We start from the raw sequence: 16466 nt of genomic DNA on the forward strand, positions 1-16466 counted from the left end.
GCCTGAAGATTTCAACCTGATGGAGAACGGACGATGAGCACTGTGGGTGCCCCGACTAAACACCGCTGGCTGCCGAGGCTGCTCGGCGTGCTGCTGTTGCTGATGGGCATGGCCCTGGTGGCCGGCGGCATCAAGCTGATGCAACTGGGCGGTTCGCTGTATTACCTGATCGCCGGGATCGGCTTCGCCGTGTCCGGCGTGATGCTGCTGGCCCTGCGCAAGCACGCCCTCGGCTTCTACGGCCTGGTGCTGCTGGGCAGCACCGCCTGGGCGCTGTGGGAAGTCGGCCTGGACTGGTGGCAACTGGTGCCGCGGCTGTCGCTGTGGTTCGCCATCGGCGTAGTCCTGCTGCTGCCGTGGGCGCGCCGTCCGCTGCGTGGCCTGACCGGCCAGCCGGCCAAGACCAACATCGCCGTGCTCAGCCTCGCCGTGGTGGCCTCCGGCGCCACCGCCATCGCCAGCCAGTTCACCCATCCGGGTGAAATCAAGGGCGAACTGGGCCGCGATACCACCACCCTGTTCAGCACCGCGCCGGACATGCCCGACGGCGAATGGCAAGCCTACGGCCGCACCGAGTTCGGCGATCGCTACTCGCCGCTGCGGCAGATCACCCCGACCAACATCTATCAGCTTGAAGAAGCCTGGCGCATCCGCACCGGCGACATGCCCACCGAGAACGACCCGGTCGAGCTGACCAACCAGAACACCCCGCTGAAGGTCAACGGCAAGCTCTACGCCTGCACCGCCCACAGCAAGGTGCTGGCCCTGGACCCGGACACCGGCGCCGAGATCTGGCGCTTCGACCCGCAGATCAAGAGCCCGTCGGGCTTCAAGGGCTTCGCCCACATGACCTGCCGCGGCGTCTCCTATTACGACGAAAACAGCTACGTCAACGCCGACGGCAGCCCGGCACCGAAAGTCTCCGAAGCCGGCCAGGCCGTGGCCCGCGCCTGCCCGCGCCGTCTCTACCTGCCCACCGCCGACGCCCGCCTGATCGCGCTCAACGCCGACAACGGCAAAGTCTGCGAAGGCTTCGGCAACCAGGGCGTGATCGACCTGACCCAAGGCATCGGCCCGTTCACCGCCGGCGGCTACTACTCCACCTCGCCGGCAGCCATCACCCGCAGCCTGGTGATCATCGGCGGCCACGTCACCGACAACGAATCGACCAACGAACCGTCCGGCGTGATCCGCGCCTACGACGTTCATGACGGCCGCCTGGTGTGGAACTGGGACAGCAACAACCCGACCGAAACCGCGCCACTGGCGCCGGGCAAGACCTACAGCCGCAACTCGGCGAACATGTGGTCGCTGGCCAGCGTCGACGAAAACCTCGGCATGATCTACCTGCCCCTGGGCAACCAGACCCCGGACCAGTGGGGCGCCGACCGCACCCCGGGCGCGGAGAAATTCAGCGCCGGCATCGTCGCCCTTGATCTCGCCACCGGCAAGGTGCGCTGGAACTACCAGTTCACCCACCACGACCTGTGGGACATGGACGTCGGCAGCCAGCCGACCCTGCTCAGCCTGAAGACCGCCGACGGCGTGAAACCCGCGCTGATCGCACCGACCAAGCAGGGCAGCCTGTACGTACTGGACCGCCGCGACGGCACGCCGATCGTGCCGATCAACGAGATCCCGGTGCCCCAGGGCGCGGTCGAAGGCGACCACACCGCACCGACCCAGGCCCGCTCCGACCTCAACCTGCTGGCGCCGGACCTCACCGAGCAAGCCATGTGGGGCGCGACGCCGTTCGACCAGATGCTCTGCCGCATCCAGTTCCGCGAGCTGCGCTACGAAGGCCAGTACACCCCGCCGTCGGTGCAGGGCTCGCTGGTCTACCCGGGCAACGTCGGCGTATTCAACTGGGGCAGCGTCTCGGTGGATCCGGTGCGTCAGTTGCTGTTCACCAGCCCCAACTACATGGCCTTCGTATCGAAGATGGTGCCGCGTGCCGAGGTGGCCGAAGGCAGCAAGCGCGAAAGCGAGACCAGCGGTGTGCAGCCCAACACTGGCGCGCCGTACGCAGTGATCATGCACCCGTTCATGTCGCCACTGGGCGTGCCGTGCCAGGCACCGGCCTGGGGCTACGTGGCCGGTATCGACCTGCTCAGCAACAAAGTGGTGTGGAAACACAAGAACGGCACCAGCCGCGACAGCTCGCCGATCCCGATTGGCCTGCCGATCGGCGTGCCGAGCATGGGCGGCTCCATCGTCACCGCCAGCGGCCTGGGCTTCCTCAGCGGCACCCTGGACCAATACCTGCGGGCCTATGACGTGAACACCGGCGAAGTGCTGTGGAAAGCCCGCCTGCCGGCTGGCGGCCAGGCGACGCCGATGACCTACACCGGCAAGGACGGCAAGCAGTACGTGCTGGTGACCGCCGGCGGCCACGGTTCGCTGGGTACCAAAATGGGCGACTACATCATCGCCTATAAACTGCCGAACTGAGTGATACCGAGGGCCTTGTCGCCAGCCATCTCCCACAGCCCCTGTGGGAGCCGGCTTGCCGGCGATAGGGCCCTTGAGTTCACAACAACGCTACAGGGCGAACCTGCGCGTCCACTCCCGCGCCTTCCTGTCGAACTCCGCCCGCGCCCGCTGGAACTCCAGCACCGCCTCCAGACGCAAGGCCCCACGCGGGTCCGGATCGGCCAGCAAGGCCATGACGCTCAACAGCATCTTCGCCAGCGTCAACGCCGGGGTCCAGTTCTCGTCGAGGATATCCAGCCCCACCTCGCCGTCTTCGCCGATATTGGGATGCCAGATCGGTGTCTTGAACCTCAGTTGCAAAGGCTTGAAGGGATAGTCCTTCGGAAACAGCACATCCAGGAAAAACACCCCGCCTTCGTACGCACTGCCCAAAGGCCCCATCACCGTCGCCTGCCAGTGAAACAGATCATCACCGAGCGGTCCGGCGCTGCAATTGGCCGGCGGGTCCTTGCTGATGTCCTGCAACTCCCGGTGGATACGCTTCAGTGCACTGTCCATGCTTTTCTCCCTTCAGCTCGATTGACCGGCGATCCCGACACAGTAGCATTTGGCAATCATCTTCCTGCACCTGCACTAGAATGAATCTTTCATCCGGGCTTCCCGACAAAAGCCCTCAGGCATTGAAACCACCTCCCGACCGCCCCATCTAAGCACCATAGTCATTCACGCAGGTGCCCCATGAGCGACCAGCAGGATCTACCGGAACACCCAGACGAATACGCCGAAGTCGAACACCTCGAAGACCACGACCCGACCGGTCGCACCCTCGCCCTGCCCGGCCAGCAATTGCCGGACAAGGTCTACGTGATCCCGATCCACAACCGCCCGTTCTTCCCCGCGCAGGTCCTGCCGGTGATCGTCAACGAAGAACCCTGGGCAGAAACCCTGGACCTGGTGGCCAAGACGCCACACCACAGCCTGGCGCTGTTCTTCATGGACACGCCGGTGGAAGACCACCGTCATTTCGATACCTCGGTCCTGCCGCTGTACGGCACGCTGGTCAAGGTGCACCACGCCAGCCGGGAAAACGGCAAGCTGCAGTTCGTCGCCCAGGGCCTGACCCGGGTGCGCATCCGTACCTGGCTCAAGCACCATCGCCCGCCTTACCTGGTGGAAGTCGAATACCCGCACCAGCCCGCCGAACCCACCGACGAGGTGAAGGCCTACGGCATGGCCCTGATCAACGCGATCAAGGAACTGCTGCCGCTCAACCCGCTGTACAGCGAAGAGCTGAAGAACTACCTCAACCGCTTCAGCCCCAACGACCCGTCGCCGCTGACCGACTTCGCCGCCGCCCTGACCTCCGCCACCGGCACCCAGTTGCAGGAAGTCCTCGACTGCGTGCCGATGCTCAAGCGCATGGAGAAAGTCCTGCCGATGCTGCGCAAGGAAGTGGAAGTCGCGCGCCTGCAGAACGAGATCTCCGCCGAAGTGAACCGGCAGATCGGCGAGCACCAGCGTGAGTTCTTCCTCAAGGAGCAGCTCAAGGTCATCCAGCAGGAACTGGGGCTGACCAAGGACGACCGCAGCGCCGACCTGGAGCAGTTCAAGCAGCGTCTCGAAGGCAAGACCCTCCCCGCGGCCGCGCAGAAACGCATCGACGAGGAAATGGGCAAGCTGGCGATCCTTGAAACCGGCTCGCCGGAATACGCCGTCACCCGCAACTACCTGGAATGGGCCACCGCGCTGCCCTGGGGCGTCTACGGCACCGACAAGCTCAGCCTCGCGCACGCCCGTAAAGTCCTCGACCAGCATCACGCCGGGCTCGACGACATCAAGGACCGCATCCTCGAATTCCTCGCCGTCGGCGCCTACAAGGGCGAGATCAGCGGCTCCATCGTGCTGCTGGTGGGCCCGCCCGGCGTGGGCAAGACCAGCATCGGCAAATCCATCGCCGAATCCCTCGGCCGGCCGTTCTACCGTTTCAGCGTCGGCGGCATGCGCGACGAGGCCGAGATCAAGGGCCACCGCCGTACCTACATCGGCGCCCAGCCGGGCAAGCTGGTGCAGGCGCTGAAGGACGTCGAAGTGATGAACCCGGTGATCATGCTCGACGAGATCGACAAGATGGGCCAGAGCTACCAGGGCGACCCCGCCTCGGCGCTGCTGGAGACCCTCGACCCGGAGCAGAACGTCGACTTTCTCGACCACTACCTCGACCTGCGCCTGGACCTGTCCAAAGTGCTGTTCGTCTGCACCGCCAACACCCTCGACTCCATTCCCGGCCCGCTGCTCGACCGCATGGAAGTGATCCGCCTGTCCGGCTACATCACCGAGGAAAAGCTGGCCATCGCCAAGCGTCACCTGTGGCCCAAGCAACTGGAAAAGGCCGGCGTGGCGAAAACCAGCCTGAGCATCAGTGACGCCGCCCTGCGCGCGGTGATCGAGGGTTATGCCCGCGAAGCCGGTGTGCGGCAACTGGAGAAGCAACTGGGCAAGCTGGTGCGCAAGGCCGTGGTCCGCCTGCTGGACGAGCCGGACGCGAAGATCAGGATCGGCCCGAAAGACCTCGAAGCAGCGCTGGGCATGCCAGTGTTCCGCAGCGAACAGGTCCTGGCCGGCAAAGGCGTGATCACCGGCCTGGCCTGGACCAGCATGGGAGGCGCCACCCTGCCGATCGAAGCGACGCGCATCCACACCCTCAACCGCGGCTTCAAGCTGACCGGGCAACTGGGTGACGTGATGAAGGAGTCCGCCGAGATCGCCTATAGCTACGTCAGTTCGCACCTGAAGCAGTTTGGCGGCGATCCGGGCTTCTTCAACGAAGCCTTCGTTCACCTGCACGTGCCGGAAGGCGCCACGCCCAAGGACGGCCCGAGCGCCGGTATCACCATGGCCAGCGCCCTGCTGTCCCTGGCCCGCGACCAGGCGCCGAAAAAAGGCGTGGCCATGACCGGCGAGATGACCCTCACCGGGCATGTGCTGCCCATCGGCGGCGTACGGGAAAAAGTCATCGCGGCGCGGCGGCAGAAGATCTTCGAACTGATCCTGCCGGAGGCCAACCGCGGCGACTTCCTGGAGTTGCCGGAGTATCTGAAAGAGGGCCTGACCGTGCATTTCGCCAAGCGCTTCGGCGACGTGGCGAAGGTGCTGTTCGCCTGATTACATCAGGCTGATGACACCCCTGTGGCAGCGAGCCCGCTCGCTGCCACAGGTTCATGCCTGTAGCCCCTGGCAGCACATCCGGTTTAAGCTCCGGCCATCCCCCGCGCTCCGGAGTGACCATGACCTTCCGCCGTACCGCCCTGCTGCTGGGCCTGGGCCTGCTGGCCGCCTGTTCGCGCGATGCCGTGCACACCGAAACCCTGATCGTCGAAAGCCAACGCGAGTGCCCGCTGCAACTGAGTGTCGGCCAGCCGTTGACCCTGACCCTGCCCAGCAACCCCAGCACCGGCTACCGCTGGCGAGTAGAGAGCGCCGGTACCGAAGTGCTGACGCCGCTCGGCCCTGAGGTCTACAGCAACCCCGAGGCCGGTGGCATGGTCGGCAGCGCCGGTCAATCAACCTGGCGCTTCAGGGCCCGGCAAGCCGGCGAAGGCCATCTGGTGCTGGTCTATCAGCAGCCCTGGGATACACAGGCGGCGCCTGCCAGGACGTTCGACTGCCAAGTGTCCGTCCACTAGGCCGCCTCATACAAACGACGTACCGCCAGCAGATAATGCGTCATCGATGACAGCCGACTGGCCAACTCGTCGAGGCTGGTCTGGCGCTTCATGTCATCCACCTGCGCCGTCCAGGTGCGCGACAGGAGCTGCGCCTGCTCCAGCCACTGGCTGCGCAAGGCATCCAGCGCGGCCACATTCGGCAACTGCGCCAGCTCCCTGGAGTAACCTTCCAGGGTCGTCTGCCATGCCTGACGCTCCAGGCCCATCGCGTTGCGTTCATCGACCAGGCGGTTACGTGCCTTGATCACGTCCGTCAGCTTGCGCCCCTCGACGATGCCGGAAAGGTTCTCGACAAAGCGAGCCGACGCGGCTTTCAGCAGCGCGGGACTCACGACGCCGGTCGCCAGGGTTTTCGTCACAAGGTCGATATCCTGCTCCAGGGGGATCAGACCGTTGAAGAGCTTGATCAGCCCCGGGGTGTCGAACGCATTGATGACCACGTTCATCTCCACCACCTGGGCGTCGAGGCGCTCGATCCGGGCCTGCTGCGTCTGCATCGCCGCCTCCAGCGTGCTGCGCTGCTCGGTGAGCATCGCGATGCGCTGGGCCACCGCCGGCAGCCGTATCTTTTCCAGGGCAAGCAGATTGTCAGCGATGGCCTTGCCCCGGCTGGCCAGACGCTGCACATCGCGTTGTGCATCCTGTTCCAGATCGTCCAGCCCTGCGGCTGCGGGCTCGTCCCAGCGGTGATTGTCGAGAGACACCAGGCCGGCGCGGACCTGATCGGCCAGCAGCCGCTCGCTGTCGCGCAGGCTCGCGAGCAGGTTCTGCAGCGCCTCGACCACCGCTGGCAACAGGTCGCCAGTGCCGGAATAGAGCAGGTCAAGAAAGTCCTCACGCAACGCGTTCATACGCACCACGGAAGGCATCGGGTAATCGGACAGCGGGGGGATCGAATGACTCATCGTGAAACTCCTTCCTTGCGAATTTCATCAATAGCGGTGTTGAAGATCCGCGACAGTTGCATGGAGAGGCCGCGGATACGCACCCAGGGGCGGACCACCCGGTCGAAGCGCTGGATGAACCGCGCCAGTTCGATATCCGTCCGGATCCGACCCATCTCCTCTTCCGACTCTTGCACATACACCTGGAGCAGGCCCCACACGTCTTCGAGGTTCTGTGCAGCGGTCTGCACATCCGTCAGGCGGAACTTGAGGTCGGCAATCTGCGAAGCGGTGCGCTCCAGGTCGCCAATCATGGGATTGATGGAGGCGACGGCCTCGGCAAAGCCACTGCGGCGAGTGATGAGCTCATTCTTGGCTCGGCGCACTTCTTCCGCCTTGGAGCCGAACACGCCACCGGTGATCGCGACACCGATCGGGCCGAACAGCAAACCAGTAAAGGCATAGCCCACCAGTGCCTGGTATTCGCCATTCCTTTGCTCGATGTCTACGTCCAGCAAGGCAATCTGCTGGCGCAGCTCGTTGATTCTCTTCGCCACATCCACGCTGTTGATACGTAGCATCAAGGCATCGACTTCCGGCCTCAATTGCTTCACCACGGCCTCGGCGAACCAGGAGGCTCGCCCCCTGATCAACGCGATCTCCTGCTTGACCTCGGCAATATCCTCGCGGATGAGCTCCAGATGGGCGCCGAGCGTGACAATCTGCTGGCGATCCTCGCTACCCAGCGGCTGGAACCTCGTATGGGTCAGCGTGACCTCGTCCACAACACCACTCAGGCGTTGGCTGAGCTGGCCGTAGCCGGCAAGTTTCTTCAGGCCGTCGACCAACTGATTGCCTTGCTCGATGAACTGGTCGGCGAAACTCTCCAACTGGGCGCCCAGTTTCTTGGTTTCCCGTTCCAGAACAACCCAGGCGTCGGCATGCCTGCGCAGACTCTTGTAGTGATTCTGCAACTGGGCCGGGTCGATTCCCACCAGGCTGTAGTCGTGGCCCCGGGTGATCTCGTCGATATCTTTCGGCAAGCGATAGACATATTCGACGTAGCGCTTGATGACCCGGAGGTTATCGGCGGTGAAAATCAGCCCCGGCTGCATCGTGCTGCTGACATCGTCATTAGCGATCACACCGAAATACTGTTTCGGTGCGAACTCCGCCCGCTGCTGGACACTCATGTCCCGCAACGACGGATTTTGCTCAACTGCGTTCATCTTGATGCCCTCGTGAAAAGATCCGTCCTGGACCATTGCCGTCATGGCTGGCATGACAGAGCACCACCCTAAGCCCCTGGCAGAAGCCGCGGAGTCGCCGGATTCCACCGCCAGCAGCCGGAAACATCCGGTTAAACCCGCTGAAGCCGGCCCCTCGTCCGGCAAGGCATAGGCATCGCTTCCCTGCTTGGCTAGAATGTCGCCCCGTTTCGATCACCCCGTGTACTGACCGTGAGCCAAGAACCCGACCGTCTATTCTCCGCCCCGCTGGAGCGGGTACCCGACTTCGCCTTCAACGAAGACGTGGTGCGCGTGTTCCCCGACATGATCAAGCGCTCGGTACCGGGCTACCCGACCATCGTCGAGAACATCGGCGTGCTCGCGGCGCAGTTCGCCCGCCCCGACACCCTGCTCTACGACCTGGGCAGTTCCCTCGGCGCGGTAACCCAGGCCCTGCGCCGGCATGTGCGCACCGATGGCTGCCGGGTGCTGGCGGTGGACAATTCGGCCGCGATGGTCGAGCGCTGCGCCGAGTACCTCAAGGCTCAGGACGCGATGTACCAGGAGCTGCTGCCGGTCGAGGTGATCGAAGCCGATATCACCGCCCTGCGCCTGCAAGCGGCGTCGGTGGTGGCGATGAACTTCACCCTGCAGTTCATCGAGCCGGGCGCACGCCTGGCCTTGCTGGGCAAGATCCGCCAGGCGCTGGTACCCGGCGGTGCGCTGATCCTCTCGGAGAAGCTGCGCTTCGGCGATGCCGAGGAGCATGCCCTGCTTACCGACCTGCACATCGCCTTCAAACGCGCCAACGGCTACAGCGAACTGGAAATCGCCCAGAAACGCAGTGCCATCGAAAACGTGATGAAACCCGACAGCCTCGAAGAACACCGCGAACGCCTGCTGGCCGCGGGCTTCAGCAAGGTGGTGCCGTGGTTCCAGTGTCTCAACTTCGCCTCCCTGATTGCCCTGCCATGATCGATCTGTCTCCCCTGGTCCGCCGTCTGGCGGGCACGCCTCTGGCGCACTGGTCGCAAGGCCTGCAAGCACAACTCGACGCCAAGCTGGAAAAGGGCCATGGCGACCTTGAACGCTGGCAAAGCGCGCTGGATGGCCTGCCGGCACTGACGCCAAGTGCGGTCGATCTGGTCAACGGCCTGCGCCTGGACTTCGACTGCGACCCCGCTACCCGCGAGCAGGCCCGCACGGCGCTGATGGGCCTGTCGCCCTGGCGCAAGGGGCCGTTCGACCTGTTCGGCGTGCACGTCGATACCGAATGGCGCTCGGACTGGAAATGGACGCGGGTCGCCCCCCACCTGGACCTGCGCGGCAAACGCGTGCTGGATGTGGGCTGCGGCAACGGCTACTACCAGTGGCGCATGCTCGGTGCCGGTGCCGACAGCGTGATCGGGGTCGATCCCAACTGGCTGTTCTTCTGCCAGTTCCAGGCGGTGCAGCGCTACCTGCCGGAGCTGCCGGCCTGGCACCTGCCGTTCGCCCTCGAAGACTTGCCGCCCGCCCTGGAAGGTTTCGACACCGTGTTCTCCATGGGCGTGTTCTATCACCGTCGCTCCCCCATCGAGCACCTGCTGGCGCTCAAGGACTGCCTGGTCAAGGGCGGGGAGCTGGTGCTGGAAACCCTGGTGATCGAAGGCGACGAAAACCAGGTGCTGGTACCGGAAGACCGCTACGCGCAGATGCGCAACGTCTGGTTCCTGCCCTCGGTTCCGGCGCTGGAGCGCTGGCTGCGTCGTGCCGGATTCCGGGATGTACGCTGCGTGGACGTGAGCACCACCAGCGTCGAAGAACAGCGCAGCACCGAATGGATGCGCTACCAGTCGCTCAGCGACTTCCTCGACCCCAACGACCACAGCCTGACCATCGAAGGCCTGCCAGCGCCGAGACGGGCTGTGCTGGTGGCGCGCAAGTAAGGATTGCTTTCGGCAATCAGGGCCTCAGGCACCGCCACAAAAAAGGGCGCCCTCAATGGGCGCCCAAAACATTCACCTTGCAAAGGAGTTGTGGAGCAGATCGGTGAATGGGTGTTACTTGCTGCCGCCTTGCGGTTTGCGCTGATCGCTCTGGGCAACCTGTTCGGCCTTCTGCGCCTTGCTGCCCTTGTCGCCCCACAGTTGCTCCTGGCTTTCCTTGAACTGCTGGACGAACAACCGGGAGCGCTCGGCGCCGCCTTCGGCCATGGCGCTGGTGCTGCCCAAGGCAAGGAGGGCAATCAGGGCGTATTTGCTGATGTTCATGGTGCTGACCTCGTGAATGAATTCACAGTGATCATAAGAACGCCCGCCTAACAACAAGGTGAGCCGCACATTACAGTGCTGCAAGGCGGCGCCAATCATGCAGCCGCGCCCTCCTCGTCGCGGCGGTGAGCCCGGTAGTACAGCGCCGGCAACACCAGCAGGGTCAGGGCCGTGGACGAGAGGATCCCGCCAATCACCACCGTCGCCAGCGGCCGCTGCACCTCGGCGCCGGTCCCCGTGGCCAGGGCCATCGGAATAAAGCCCAGAGACGCCACCAGCGCGGTCATCAGCACCGGGCGCAGGCGCGTCAATGCGCCTTCGTCGATGGCCTGGCGCAAGCCCAGCCCTTGCTCGCGCAGGCTGCGGATGAAGGCGATCATTACCAGGCCGTTGAGCACCGCCACCCCTGACAGGGCGATAAAGCCGACACCGGCGGAAATCGACAGCGGGATATCCCGCAACCACAGTGCGACCACGCCACCGGTCAGGGCGAAGGGAATGCCGGTGAACACCAGCAAGCCGTCCTTGAGGTTGTTGAACATCATGAACAGCAAGGCGAACACCAGCAGCAAGGCCACCGGCACCACCACCTTCAGGCGCTGAGCCGCCGATTGCAGTTGTTCGAACTGGCCGCCCCAATTGGCCCAGTAACCCGCAGGAATCGTCACCCGGGTATCGAGGCGCTCCTGGGCCTCGGCCACGAACGAGCCAATATCACGACCGCGCACGTTGGCGCTGACCACCACCAGGCGCTTGCCGTCCTCGCGGCTGATCTGGTTCGGTCCCTGCACCAGCGATACCTGCGCCACATCGCCCAAGCTGATGAAGCCGATCTGCTCGGCGCCACCGCCGGCCGGCACCGGGATCAGCATGCGCGAGATGCCCTGGATGTCCGTACGCAGCTCGTCCGGCAGGCGCACCACCAGGTCGAAACGACGGTCGCCTTCATAAAGAATGCCGGCCTTGCGCCCGCCCACCGCCACCGCGATGCTGTCCTGCACGTCACCCACGTTGAGCCCGTAGCGCGCCGCCCGTTCGCGGTCGACATCGATGGTCAGCACCGGCAGCCCGCTGGTCTGCTCCACCTTCACCTCGGACGCCCCCGTCACGCTCTGCAGGGCAGCGGCAACCTCCGTGGCCGTGCGGTTGAGCACCGCCATGTCATCGCCGAACAGCTTCACTGCGACATCGCTGCGCACCCCGGAAATCAGCTCATTGAAACGCAACTGGATCGGCTGCGACAGCTCGTAGTTGCTGCCTGGCACCCGCGCGGCAGCGCGCTGGATATCGGCGATCAACTGCTCGCGGGACTTGCCCGGATCCGGCCACTGCGACTTCGGCTTGAGCATCACGTAGCTGTCGGAAATGTTCGGCGGCATCGGGTCGGCGGCGATCTCGGCAGTGCCGGTACGGGCGAATACCCGCAGCACTTCCGGCACCTGCTCCATCACGCTTTTCTCCAGTTGCTGCTGCATCTGCACCGACTGGCTCAGGCTGGTGCCCGGCACCCTCAGGGCCTGCAGGGCGAAGTCACCTTCGCTGAGGCTGGGCACGAACTCGCTGCCCATGCGCGACGCCAGCACGCCGGACAGCACCACCATGGCCGCGGCCAGACCGAAGGCCAGGTTGCGATGGCCCATCACCCAGCGCAGCAGCGGCGCATAACCGCGCTTGGCGCCGCGCATCAAAGCGTTTTCTTCTTCCTTGACCTTGCCGGTGACGAACAGGGCAATGGCGGCCGGTACGAAGGTGACCGACAGCAGCATCGCGCCCAGCAGGGCGATCACCACGGTGAAGGCCATGGGGTGGAACATCTTGCCCTCGACCCCGCTCAGGGCAAAGATCGGCAGGTACACCACCATGATGATCAACTGCCCGTAGATCAGCGGCCGCCGCGCCTCACGGGCAGCGGCGAAGACTTCCCGCAAGCGCTCGGCACGGGTCAGCAGCCGGCCATGGTGCTGCTGCGCATGGGCCAGACGGCGGATGGCGTTCTCGACGATCACCACGGCGCCATCGACGATGATGCCGAAGTCCAGCGCCCCCAGGCTCATCAGGTTGGCGCTGACCTTGTTGCTGAACATCCCGGTGAAGGTGAACAGCATCGACAGCGGGATCACCATGGCGGTGATCAGTGCCGCGCGGATATTGCCGAGGAACAGGAACAGCACCGCGATCACCAGGATCGCCCCCTCCACCAGGTTTTTCTTCACCGTGGCGATGGCCTTGTCCACCAGGTCGGTACGGTCGTACACCGTCACCGCCTTGACCCCTGCCGGAAGGGTCTTGTTGATCTGTTCAAGCTTCTGCGCCACCGCCAGGGACACACTGCGGCTGTTCTCGCCGATCAGCATGAAGACGGTGCCGAGCACCACCTCGCGACCATTCTCGGTCGCGGCACCGCTGCGCAGCTCGCGGCCGATACCCACCTCCGCCACCGAGCGGATGCGGATCGGCGTGCCATCGACATTGGCCAGTACGGTGTTGGCGATGTCGTCGATGCCGCCGAGCTGGCCCGGTGCGCGAATCAGCAACTGCTCGCCCTGGCGCTCGATGTAGCCGGCGCCGACGTTGGCGTTGTTGCGCTCCAGGGCAGTGAGCAGATCGTTCAGGGTCAGCTTGTAGGCCGCCAGCCGCTTGAGGTCCGGGGCGATCTGGTACTCCTTGGCAAAACCGCCGATGCTGTTGATCTCGGCTACGCCACGGACGTTGCGCAACTGCGGCTTGATGATCCAGTCCTGGATTTCCCGCAGGTCGGTGGGCGTGTACGGGCTGCCATCGGGCTTGCGTGCATCGTCGTCGGCTTCCACCGTCCACAGGAAGATTTCACCGAGGCCGGTGGAGATCGGCCCCATGGCCGTTTCCACACCTTCTGGCAATTGCTCCCGCGCCAGTTGCAGGCGTTCGTTGACCAGTTGCCGGGCGAAGAACAGGTCGGTGCCGTCCTCGAAGATCACCGTCACCTGGGACAGGCCCGAGCGCGACAGCGAACGGGTCTGCTGCAAGCCGGGCAAACCGGCCATGGCGGTTTCGATGGCGAAGGTCACGCGCTGCTCGGTTTCCAGCGGCGAAAAGCCATCGGCCGCGGTGTTGATCTGCACCTGAACATTGGTAATGTCCGGCACCGCGTCGATCGGCAGTTTCTGGTAGCTGGCCAGCCCGAGGCCGGCCATCAGCAGCACACCGAGCAGCACGATCAGGCGCTGCTCGATGGCGAATTGAATGATGCGTTCGAACATGTCGATTACCTGTGGCGGCTCAATGGGAGTGCTCGGCGCTGGCCTTGCCCAGTTCCGACTTGAGGATGAAGCTGCCCTGCGCGGCGACCTGCTGGCCGGCCTGCAGGCCGCTCACCTGAACGAAACCGTCGGCGGACACCCCGGTCTGCACCGGCTGGGCCAGAAAACCGTCGGCGGTACGCACGAACACCACGGGTTTGTCTTCGAGGGTCTGCAGCGCCTGCTCCGGTACCGCCAGGGCTTCGGCCAGGCGCTCGGTGGGCACCTGCACCGCCACGAACAGGCCCGGACGCCAGGCGCCACGCGGGTTGTCCAGGGTCACCCGGACGGTGGCGGTACGGGTCTGCTCGCCCAGCAGGCTGCCGACGTGGGTGATGGTTCCGCCGACCTGCTCGCCCAGGTCACTGGCCACCACCTGCACCGGCATGCCGGCCCGTACCGAGGCCAGGTCCCGTGGCGCAACGCCGAAGGTGGCCCAGACTTTCGACAGGTCCGACAAGGTGAACGCCGCACTGCTTTCGCTGACCACCTCGCCGGGCACCAGGTGTTTCTCCACCACTTGCCCGGCGAACGGCGCACGCAGTTCGTAGCGATTGCCACCCGCGAGTACCACGCTGCCACTCAGGGCGCTGATTTTCTGCCGGGCATTGGCCTCGGCGATCTCGGCTTCCTGCAGCGCCTGCCGCGCCTGCAGGTAATCCTGCTCGGCGGAAATGCCCTCCTGCCAGAGGTCCTTTTCCCGTGCCAGGGTGCTGCGGGCCAGCGCCAGCCGACGCTGGCTGGCCGCCAGTTCGCTGCGCTGCTCCGAAACCTGCGGACTGGCGATCACCGCCAGCAGTTCACCGGCCTTGACGTGCTGACCGAGGCTGACCGCCACCGACTCCACCACGCCTGCGGCCCTCGGCACCAGATGCGCCGTGCGGTCTTCGTCGAAGCGGATTTCGCCCGGCAGGTTCAGACTGCGGTTCAGCGTGCGGGTCTGCACCGTGGCCAGTTCGATGCCGGCCACGGCGATCTGCTCGTCATTCAGGTGGACCTGGCCTTCTTCGGCTTGCGCTTCGTCATGACCATGGCCGTCTTCACCCTCCTCGCTTTCGTCGTGCCCGGCTTCACCGTGCTCCTCATGGCTGGACGCGGCAGCGGCCGGTTCGGGATGCGTGTCAGTGCCGCGCTGGCCCAGCACAGTGCCCAGGCCAAGCCCGAGCAGCAGCGTCAGGGACAGCAGCGTGATGGTTTTTCCGTTCATGCATATTCCTCGGCAAAGGCGCAGCGACCCGGGTCGCTGCGCGCAATCAGATTCGGTGATCGGGGGTCAGCGGCCGGTACTCGCCAGCTCGCCGAAGATCCGCTGGATGCGGGCCTGGGCTTCGGTGCCCGACGCCTGGGCCGCGAGGTACTGGGTACGGGCCTCGACCAGGGTGCGCTGGGCGTCGAGGACATCGATGAAGCCGAACTTGCCGCGCTCGAAACCGCGGGTGGCGGCCTCTACCGCTTGCTGGGCGGACGGCAGGATCGAGCGCTCGAACGAACGCACTTCATGCTCGGCGCTGCGCCATTGGGCCAGGGCCTGGATCACTTCGCCGCGCACCCGCACCTCGGTGCCGTTGCGCAGGTCGCGGGCCTGATCGGAGCGCCGGGCAGCCGCCAGCACGTTGCCCTGGTTGCGGTCGAACAGCGGCAACGGCATCGACACGCCCAGCACATTGACCCGGTCGCGTTCGGCGCGGTTGTACTGGCTGCCGACACTCAGCGTCAGATCGGGAATCCGCTGGCTGCGCGCCACACCGAGGGCCGCCTCGCTCTGCTCGATCTGCTGGCTGGCCAGGCGCAACTCGACGGTCTGCTCCAGGCGCGCCAGCAGGCGCTCGGTGGATGGCACCGGTGGCAGACTGCGGATTGCCGGCTCGACACGTTCGAAATCGACCTGTGCGATACCCATGGCGGTCGCCAGTTGCCGGTGGGCCACCACCACCGCCTGCTCGGCACGCTGCTGCTCCAGGCGCATCTGCGATACCTGCACCTGGGCGCGGGTCGCCTCGATCGGCGAGGCAGTGCCGGCCTTGACCCGGCCCTGCACCACCTGCAGCCCGCGCTCGCTCAGGCGCAGTGACTGGCCCGCCAGCGCCAGTTGCTCCTGGACGCGGGCAGCATCATGGAAGGCAGCAGTGACATCGGCCCGCAGCGCATTGTCCTGGCGCTCCAGTTCAAGTGCCGCCAGCCCCTGCCCACGTTCGGCCAGCGCGATCCGCGCAGCGCGCTTGCCGCCCAGCTCGATGGGCTGGCTGAGGGTCACGGTGGTGGTCCGGGTATCACGACGGGTGTCTTCCACTTCCCAGCTCAGCTCGGGATTGGGTAGCACGCCGGCCTGGATACGCTCGCCCGCGGCAATCTCGGTGCCCCAGCGCACCGCAGCGCGTTCCGGGTTGTGCTCGCGCGCCGTGCGCAGGGCGTCATCGAGCGTCAATGTGGCAGCGCCGACGCCCGGCGCCATCACCCACAACGCCAGGCAGAGCCAGATCGCCCCGTACCGTCTGCGGCACGACTTCGCGCGCCCATGAATGATCGTTGCTGTGCACCCCATGGCTGTCCCCCTGCACCCCGCCTGCCAGTGACAGGGCCGCTGTTTTTGAAGCCAGCCACTCTAGGGAGCCGGTTTTATCGCCAGGGTGACTAAAGCGTTACAAATCTGTTATCTGCCTACCTC

12 protein-coding genes are annotated in these 16466 nt (G+C 65.1%); 5 read left to right on the forward strand and 7 right to left on the reverse strand.

Annotation, left to right across the window (positions count from 1 at the left end; genetic code table 11):
• The first annotated feature begins 33 nt into the window (after window positions 1-33).
• A complete protein-coding gene (locus AC05QJ_RS25605; RefSeq protein ID WP_476744028.1) occupies window positions 34-2451 on the forward strand; it encodes a glucose/quinate/shikimate family membrane-bound PQQ-dependent dehydrogenase in 2418 nt (805 codons plus the stop codon).
• A gap of 90 nt (window positions 2452-2541) precedes the next feature.
• Here the strand turns inward: AC05QJ_RS25605 and AC05QJ_RS25610 are convergent, their stop codons facing one another.
• Window positions 2542-2991 carry a ubiquitin-conjugating enzyme E2 gene (locus AC05QJ_RS25610; protein WP_476744029.1) on the reverse strand — a complete coding sequence of 150 codons (450 nt, stop codon included), beginning with the start codon at window positions 2989-2991 and terminating at the stop codon, window positions 2542-2544.
• 180 nt (window positions 2992-3171) lie between these two features.
• On the opposite strand from AC05QJ_RS25610, the gene lon reads away from it, so the two are divergent.
• Both lon and AC05QJ_RS25620 read left to right on the forward strand, forming a co-directional pair.
• Complete coding sequence (gene lon / locus AC05QJ_RS25615) at window positions 3172-5595, forward strand: endopeptidase La (protein WP_476744030.1); 2424 nt, start codon at window positions 3172-3174, stop codon at window positions 5593-5595.
• Between the two features lie 122 nt (window positions 5596-5717).
• Complete coding sequence (locus tag AC05QJ_RS25620) at window positions 5718-6116, forward strand: protease inhibitor I42 family protein (protein ID WP_476744031.1); 399 nt, start codon at window positions 5718-5720, stop codon at window positions 6114-6116.
• Here the strand turns inward: AC05QJ_RS25620 and AC05QJ_RS25625 are convergent.
• Both AC05QJ_RS25625 and AC05QJ_RS25630 read right to left on the reverse strand, forming a co-directional pair.
• Window positions 6113-7063, reverse strand: a complete 951-nt coding sequence (locus tag AC05QJ_RS25625; protein WP_476744032.1) for an alpha-xenorhabdolysin family binary toxin subunit B — start codon at window positions 7061-7063, stop codon at window positions 6113-6115. The two genes, AC05QJ_RS25620 and AC05QJ_RS25625, sit on opposite strands and share 4 nt — an antisense overlap.
• A complete protein-coding gene (locus AC05QJ_RS25630) occupies window positions 7060-8325 on the reverse strand; it encodes an alpha-xenorhabdolysin family binary toxin subunit A (RefSeq protein ID WP_476744033.1) in 1266 nt (421 codons plus the stop codon). Before AC05QJ_RS25630 ends, AC05QJ_RS25625 begins: the two co-directional genes overlap by 4 nt.
• 177 nt (window positions 8326-8502) lie before the next feature.
• Here AC05QJ_RS25630 and cmoA point away from each other — a divergent pair, with 177 nt between their 5' ends.
• Both cmoA and cmoB read left to right on the forward strand, forming a co-directional pair.
• Window positions 8503-9246: a carboxy-S-adenosyl-L-methionine synthase CmoA gene (gene cmoA / locus AC05QJ_RS25635; protein ID WP_476744034.1), complete on the forward strand. Its 744-nt coding sequence runs from the start codon at window positions 8503-8505 to the stop codon at window positions 9244-9246.
• Entirely contained in the window at window positions 9243-10199 is a 957-nt protein-coding gene (cmoB, locus tag AC05QJ_RS25640) for a tRNA 5-methoxyuridine(34)/uridine 5-oxyacetic acid(34) synthase CmoB (protein ID WP_476744035.1), read from the forward strand. Before cmoA ends, cmoB begins: the two co-directional genes overlap by 4 nt.
• A gap of 114 nt (window positions 10200-10313) precedes the next feature.
• Here the strand turns inward: cmoB and AC05QJ_RS25645 are convergent, their stop codons facing one another.
• The 4 genes from AC05QJ_RS25645 to AC05QJ_RS25660 form a co-directional block, all read right to left on the reverse strand.
• Entirely contained in the window at window positions 10314-10523 is a 210-nt protein-coding gene (locus AC05QJ_RS25645; RefSeq protein WP_476744036.1) for a hypothetical protein, read from the reverse strand.
• 95 nt (window positions 10524-10618) lie between these two features.
• Window positions 10619-13762, reverse strand: a complete 3144-nt coding sequence (locus AC05QJ_RS25650; protein ID WP_476744037.1) for an efflux RND transporter permease subunit — start codon at window positions 13760-13762, stop codon at window positions 10619-10621.
• Between the two features lie 19 nt (window positions 13763-13781).
• Complete coding sequence (locus AC05QJ_RS25655; protein WP_476744038.1) at window positions 13782-15008, reverse strand: efflux RND transporter periplasmic adaptor subunit; 1227 nt, start codon at window positions 15006-15008, stop codon at window positions 13782-13784.
• A 66-nt stretch (window positions 15009-15074) separates the two neighbouring features.
• Window positions 15075-16253 (reverse strand): TolC family protein, encoded by a 1179-nt coding sequence (locus AC05QJ_RS25660; protein WP_476744039.1) that lies wholly within the window; start codon window positions 16251-16253, stop codon window positions 15075-15077.
• Between the last annotated feature and the right edge of the window lie 213 nt (window positions 16254-16466).

The sequence above is a fragment of the Pseudomonas sp. TUM25319 genome, assembly GCF_056388475.1.

What these genes read in the sequence shown, in the direction of transcription:
- AC05QJ_RS25655 (WP_476744038.1), bottom strand. Translation starts at nt 15,008, where the DNA reads ATGAACGGAAAAACCATCACGCTGCTGTCCCTGACGCTGCTGCTCGGG.
- AC05QJ_RS25605 (WP_476744028.1), top strand. Translation starts at nt 34, where the DNA reads ATGAGCACTGTGGGTGCCCCGACTAAACACCGCTGGCTGCCGAGGCTG.
- AC05QJ_RS25630 (WP_476744033.1), bottom strand. Translation starts at nt 8,325, where the DNA reads ATGCCAGCCATGACGGCAATGGTCCAGGACGGATCTTTTCACGAGGGC.
- AC05QJ_RS25620 (WP_476744031.1), top strand. Translation starts at nt 5,718, where the DNA reads ATGACCTTCCGCCGTACCGCCCTGCTGCTGGGCCTGGGCCTGCTGGCC.
- AC05QJ_RS25610 (WP_476744029.1), bottom strand. Translation starts at nt 2,991, where the DNA reads ATGGACAGTGCACTGAAGCGTATCCACCGGGAGTTGCAGGACATCAGC.
- lon (WP_476744030.1), top strand. Translation starts at nt 3,172, where the DNA reads ATGAGCGACCAGCAGGATCTACCGGAACACCCAGACGAATACGCCGAA.
- AC05QJ_RS25650 (WP_476744037.1), bottom strand. Translation starts at nt 13,762, where the DNA reads ATGTTCGAACGCATCATTCAATTCGCCATCGAGCAGCGCCTGATCGTG.
- AC05QJ_RS25625 (WP_476744032.1), bottom strand. Translation starts at nt 7,063, where the DNA reads ATGAGTCATTCGATCCCCCCGCTGTCCGATTACCCGATGCCTTCCGTG.
- AC05QJ_RS25660 (WP_476744039.1), bottom strand. Translation starts at nt 16,253, where the DNA reads ATGGCGCCGGGCGTCGGCGCTGCCACATTGACGCTCGATGACGCCCTG.
- cmoB (WP_476744035.1), top strand. Translation starts at nt 9,243, where the DNA reads ATGATCGATCTGTCTCCCCTGGTCCGCCGTCTGGCGGGCACGCCTCTG.
- AC05QJ_RS25645 (WP_476744036.1), bottom strand. Translation starts at nt 10,523, where the DNA reads ATGAACATCAGCAAATACGCCCTGATTGCCCTCCTTGCCTTGGGCAGC.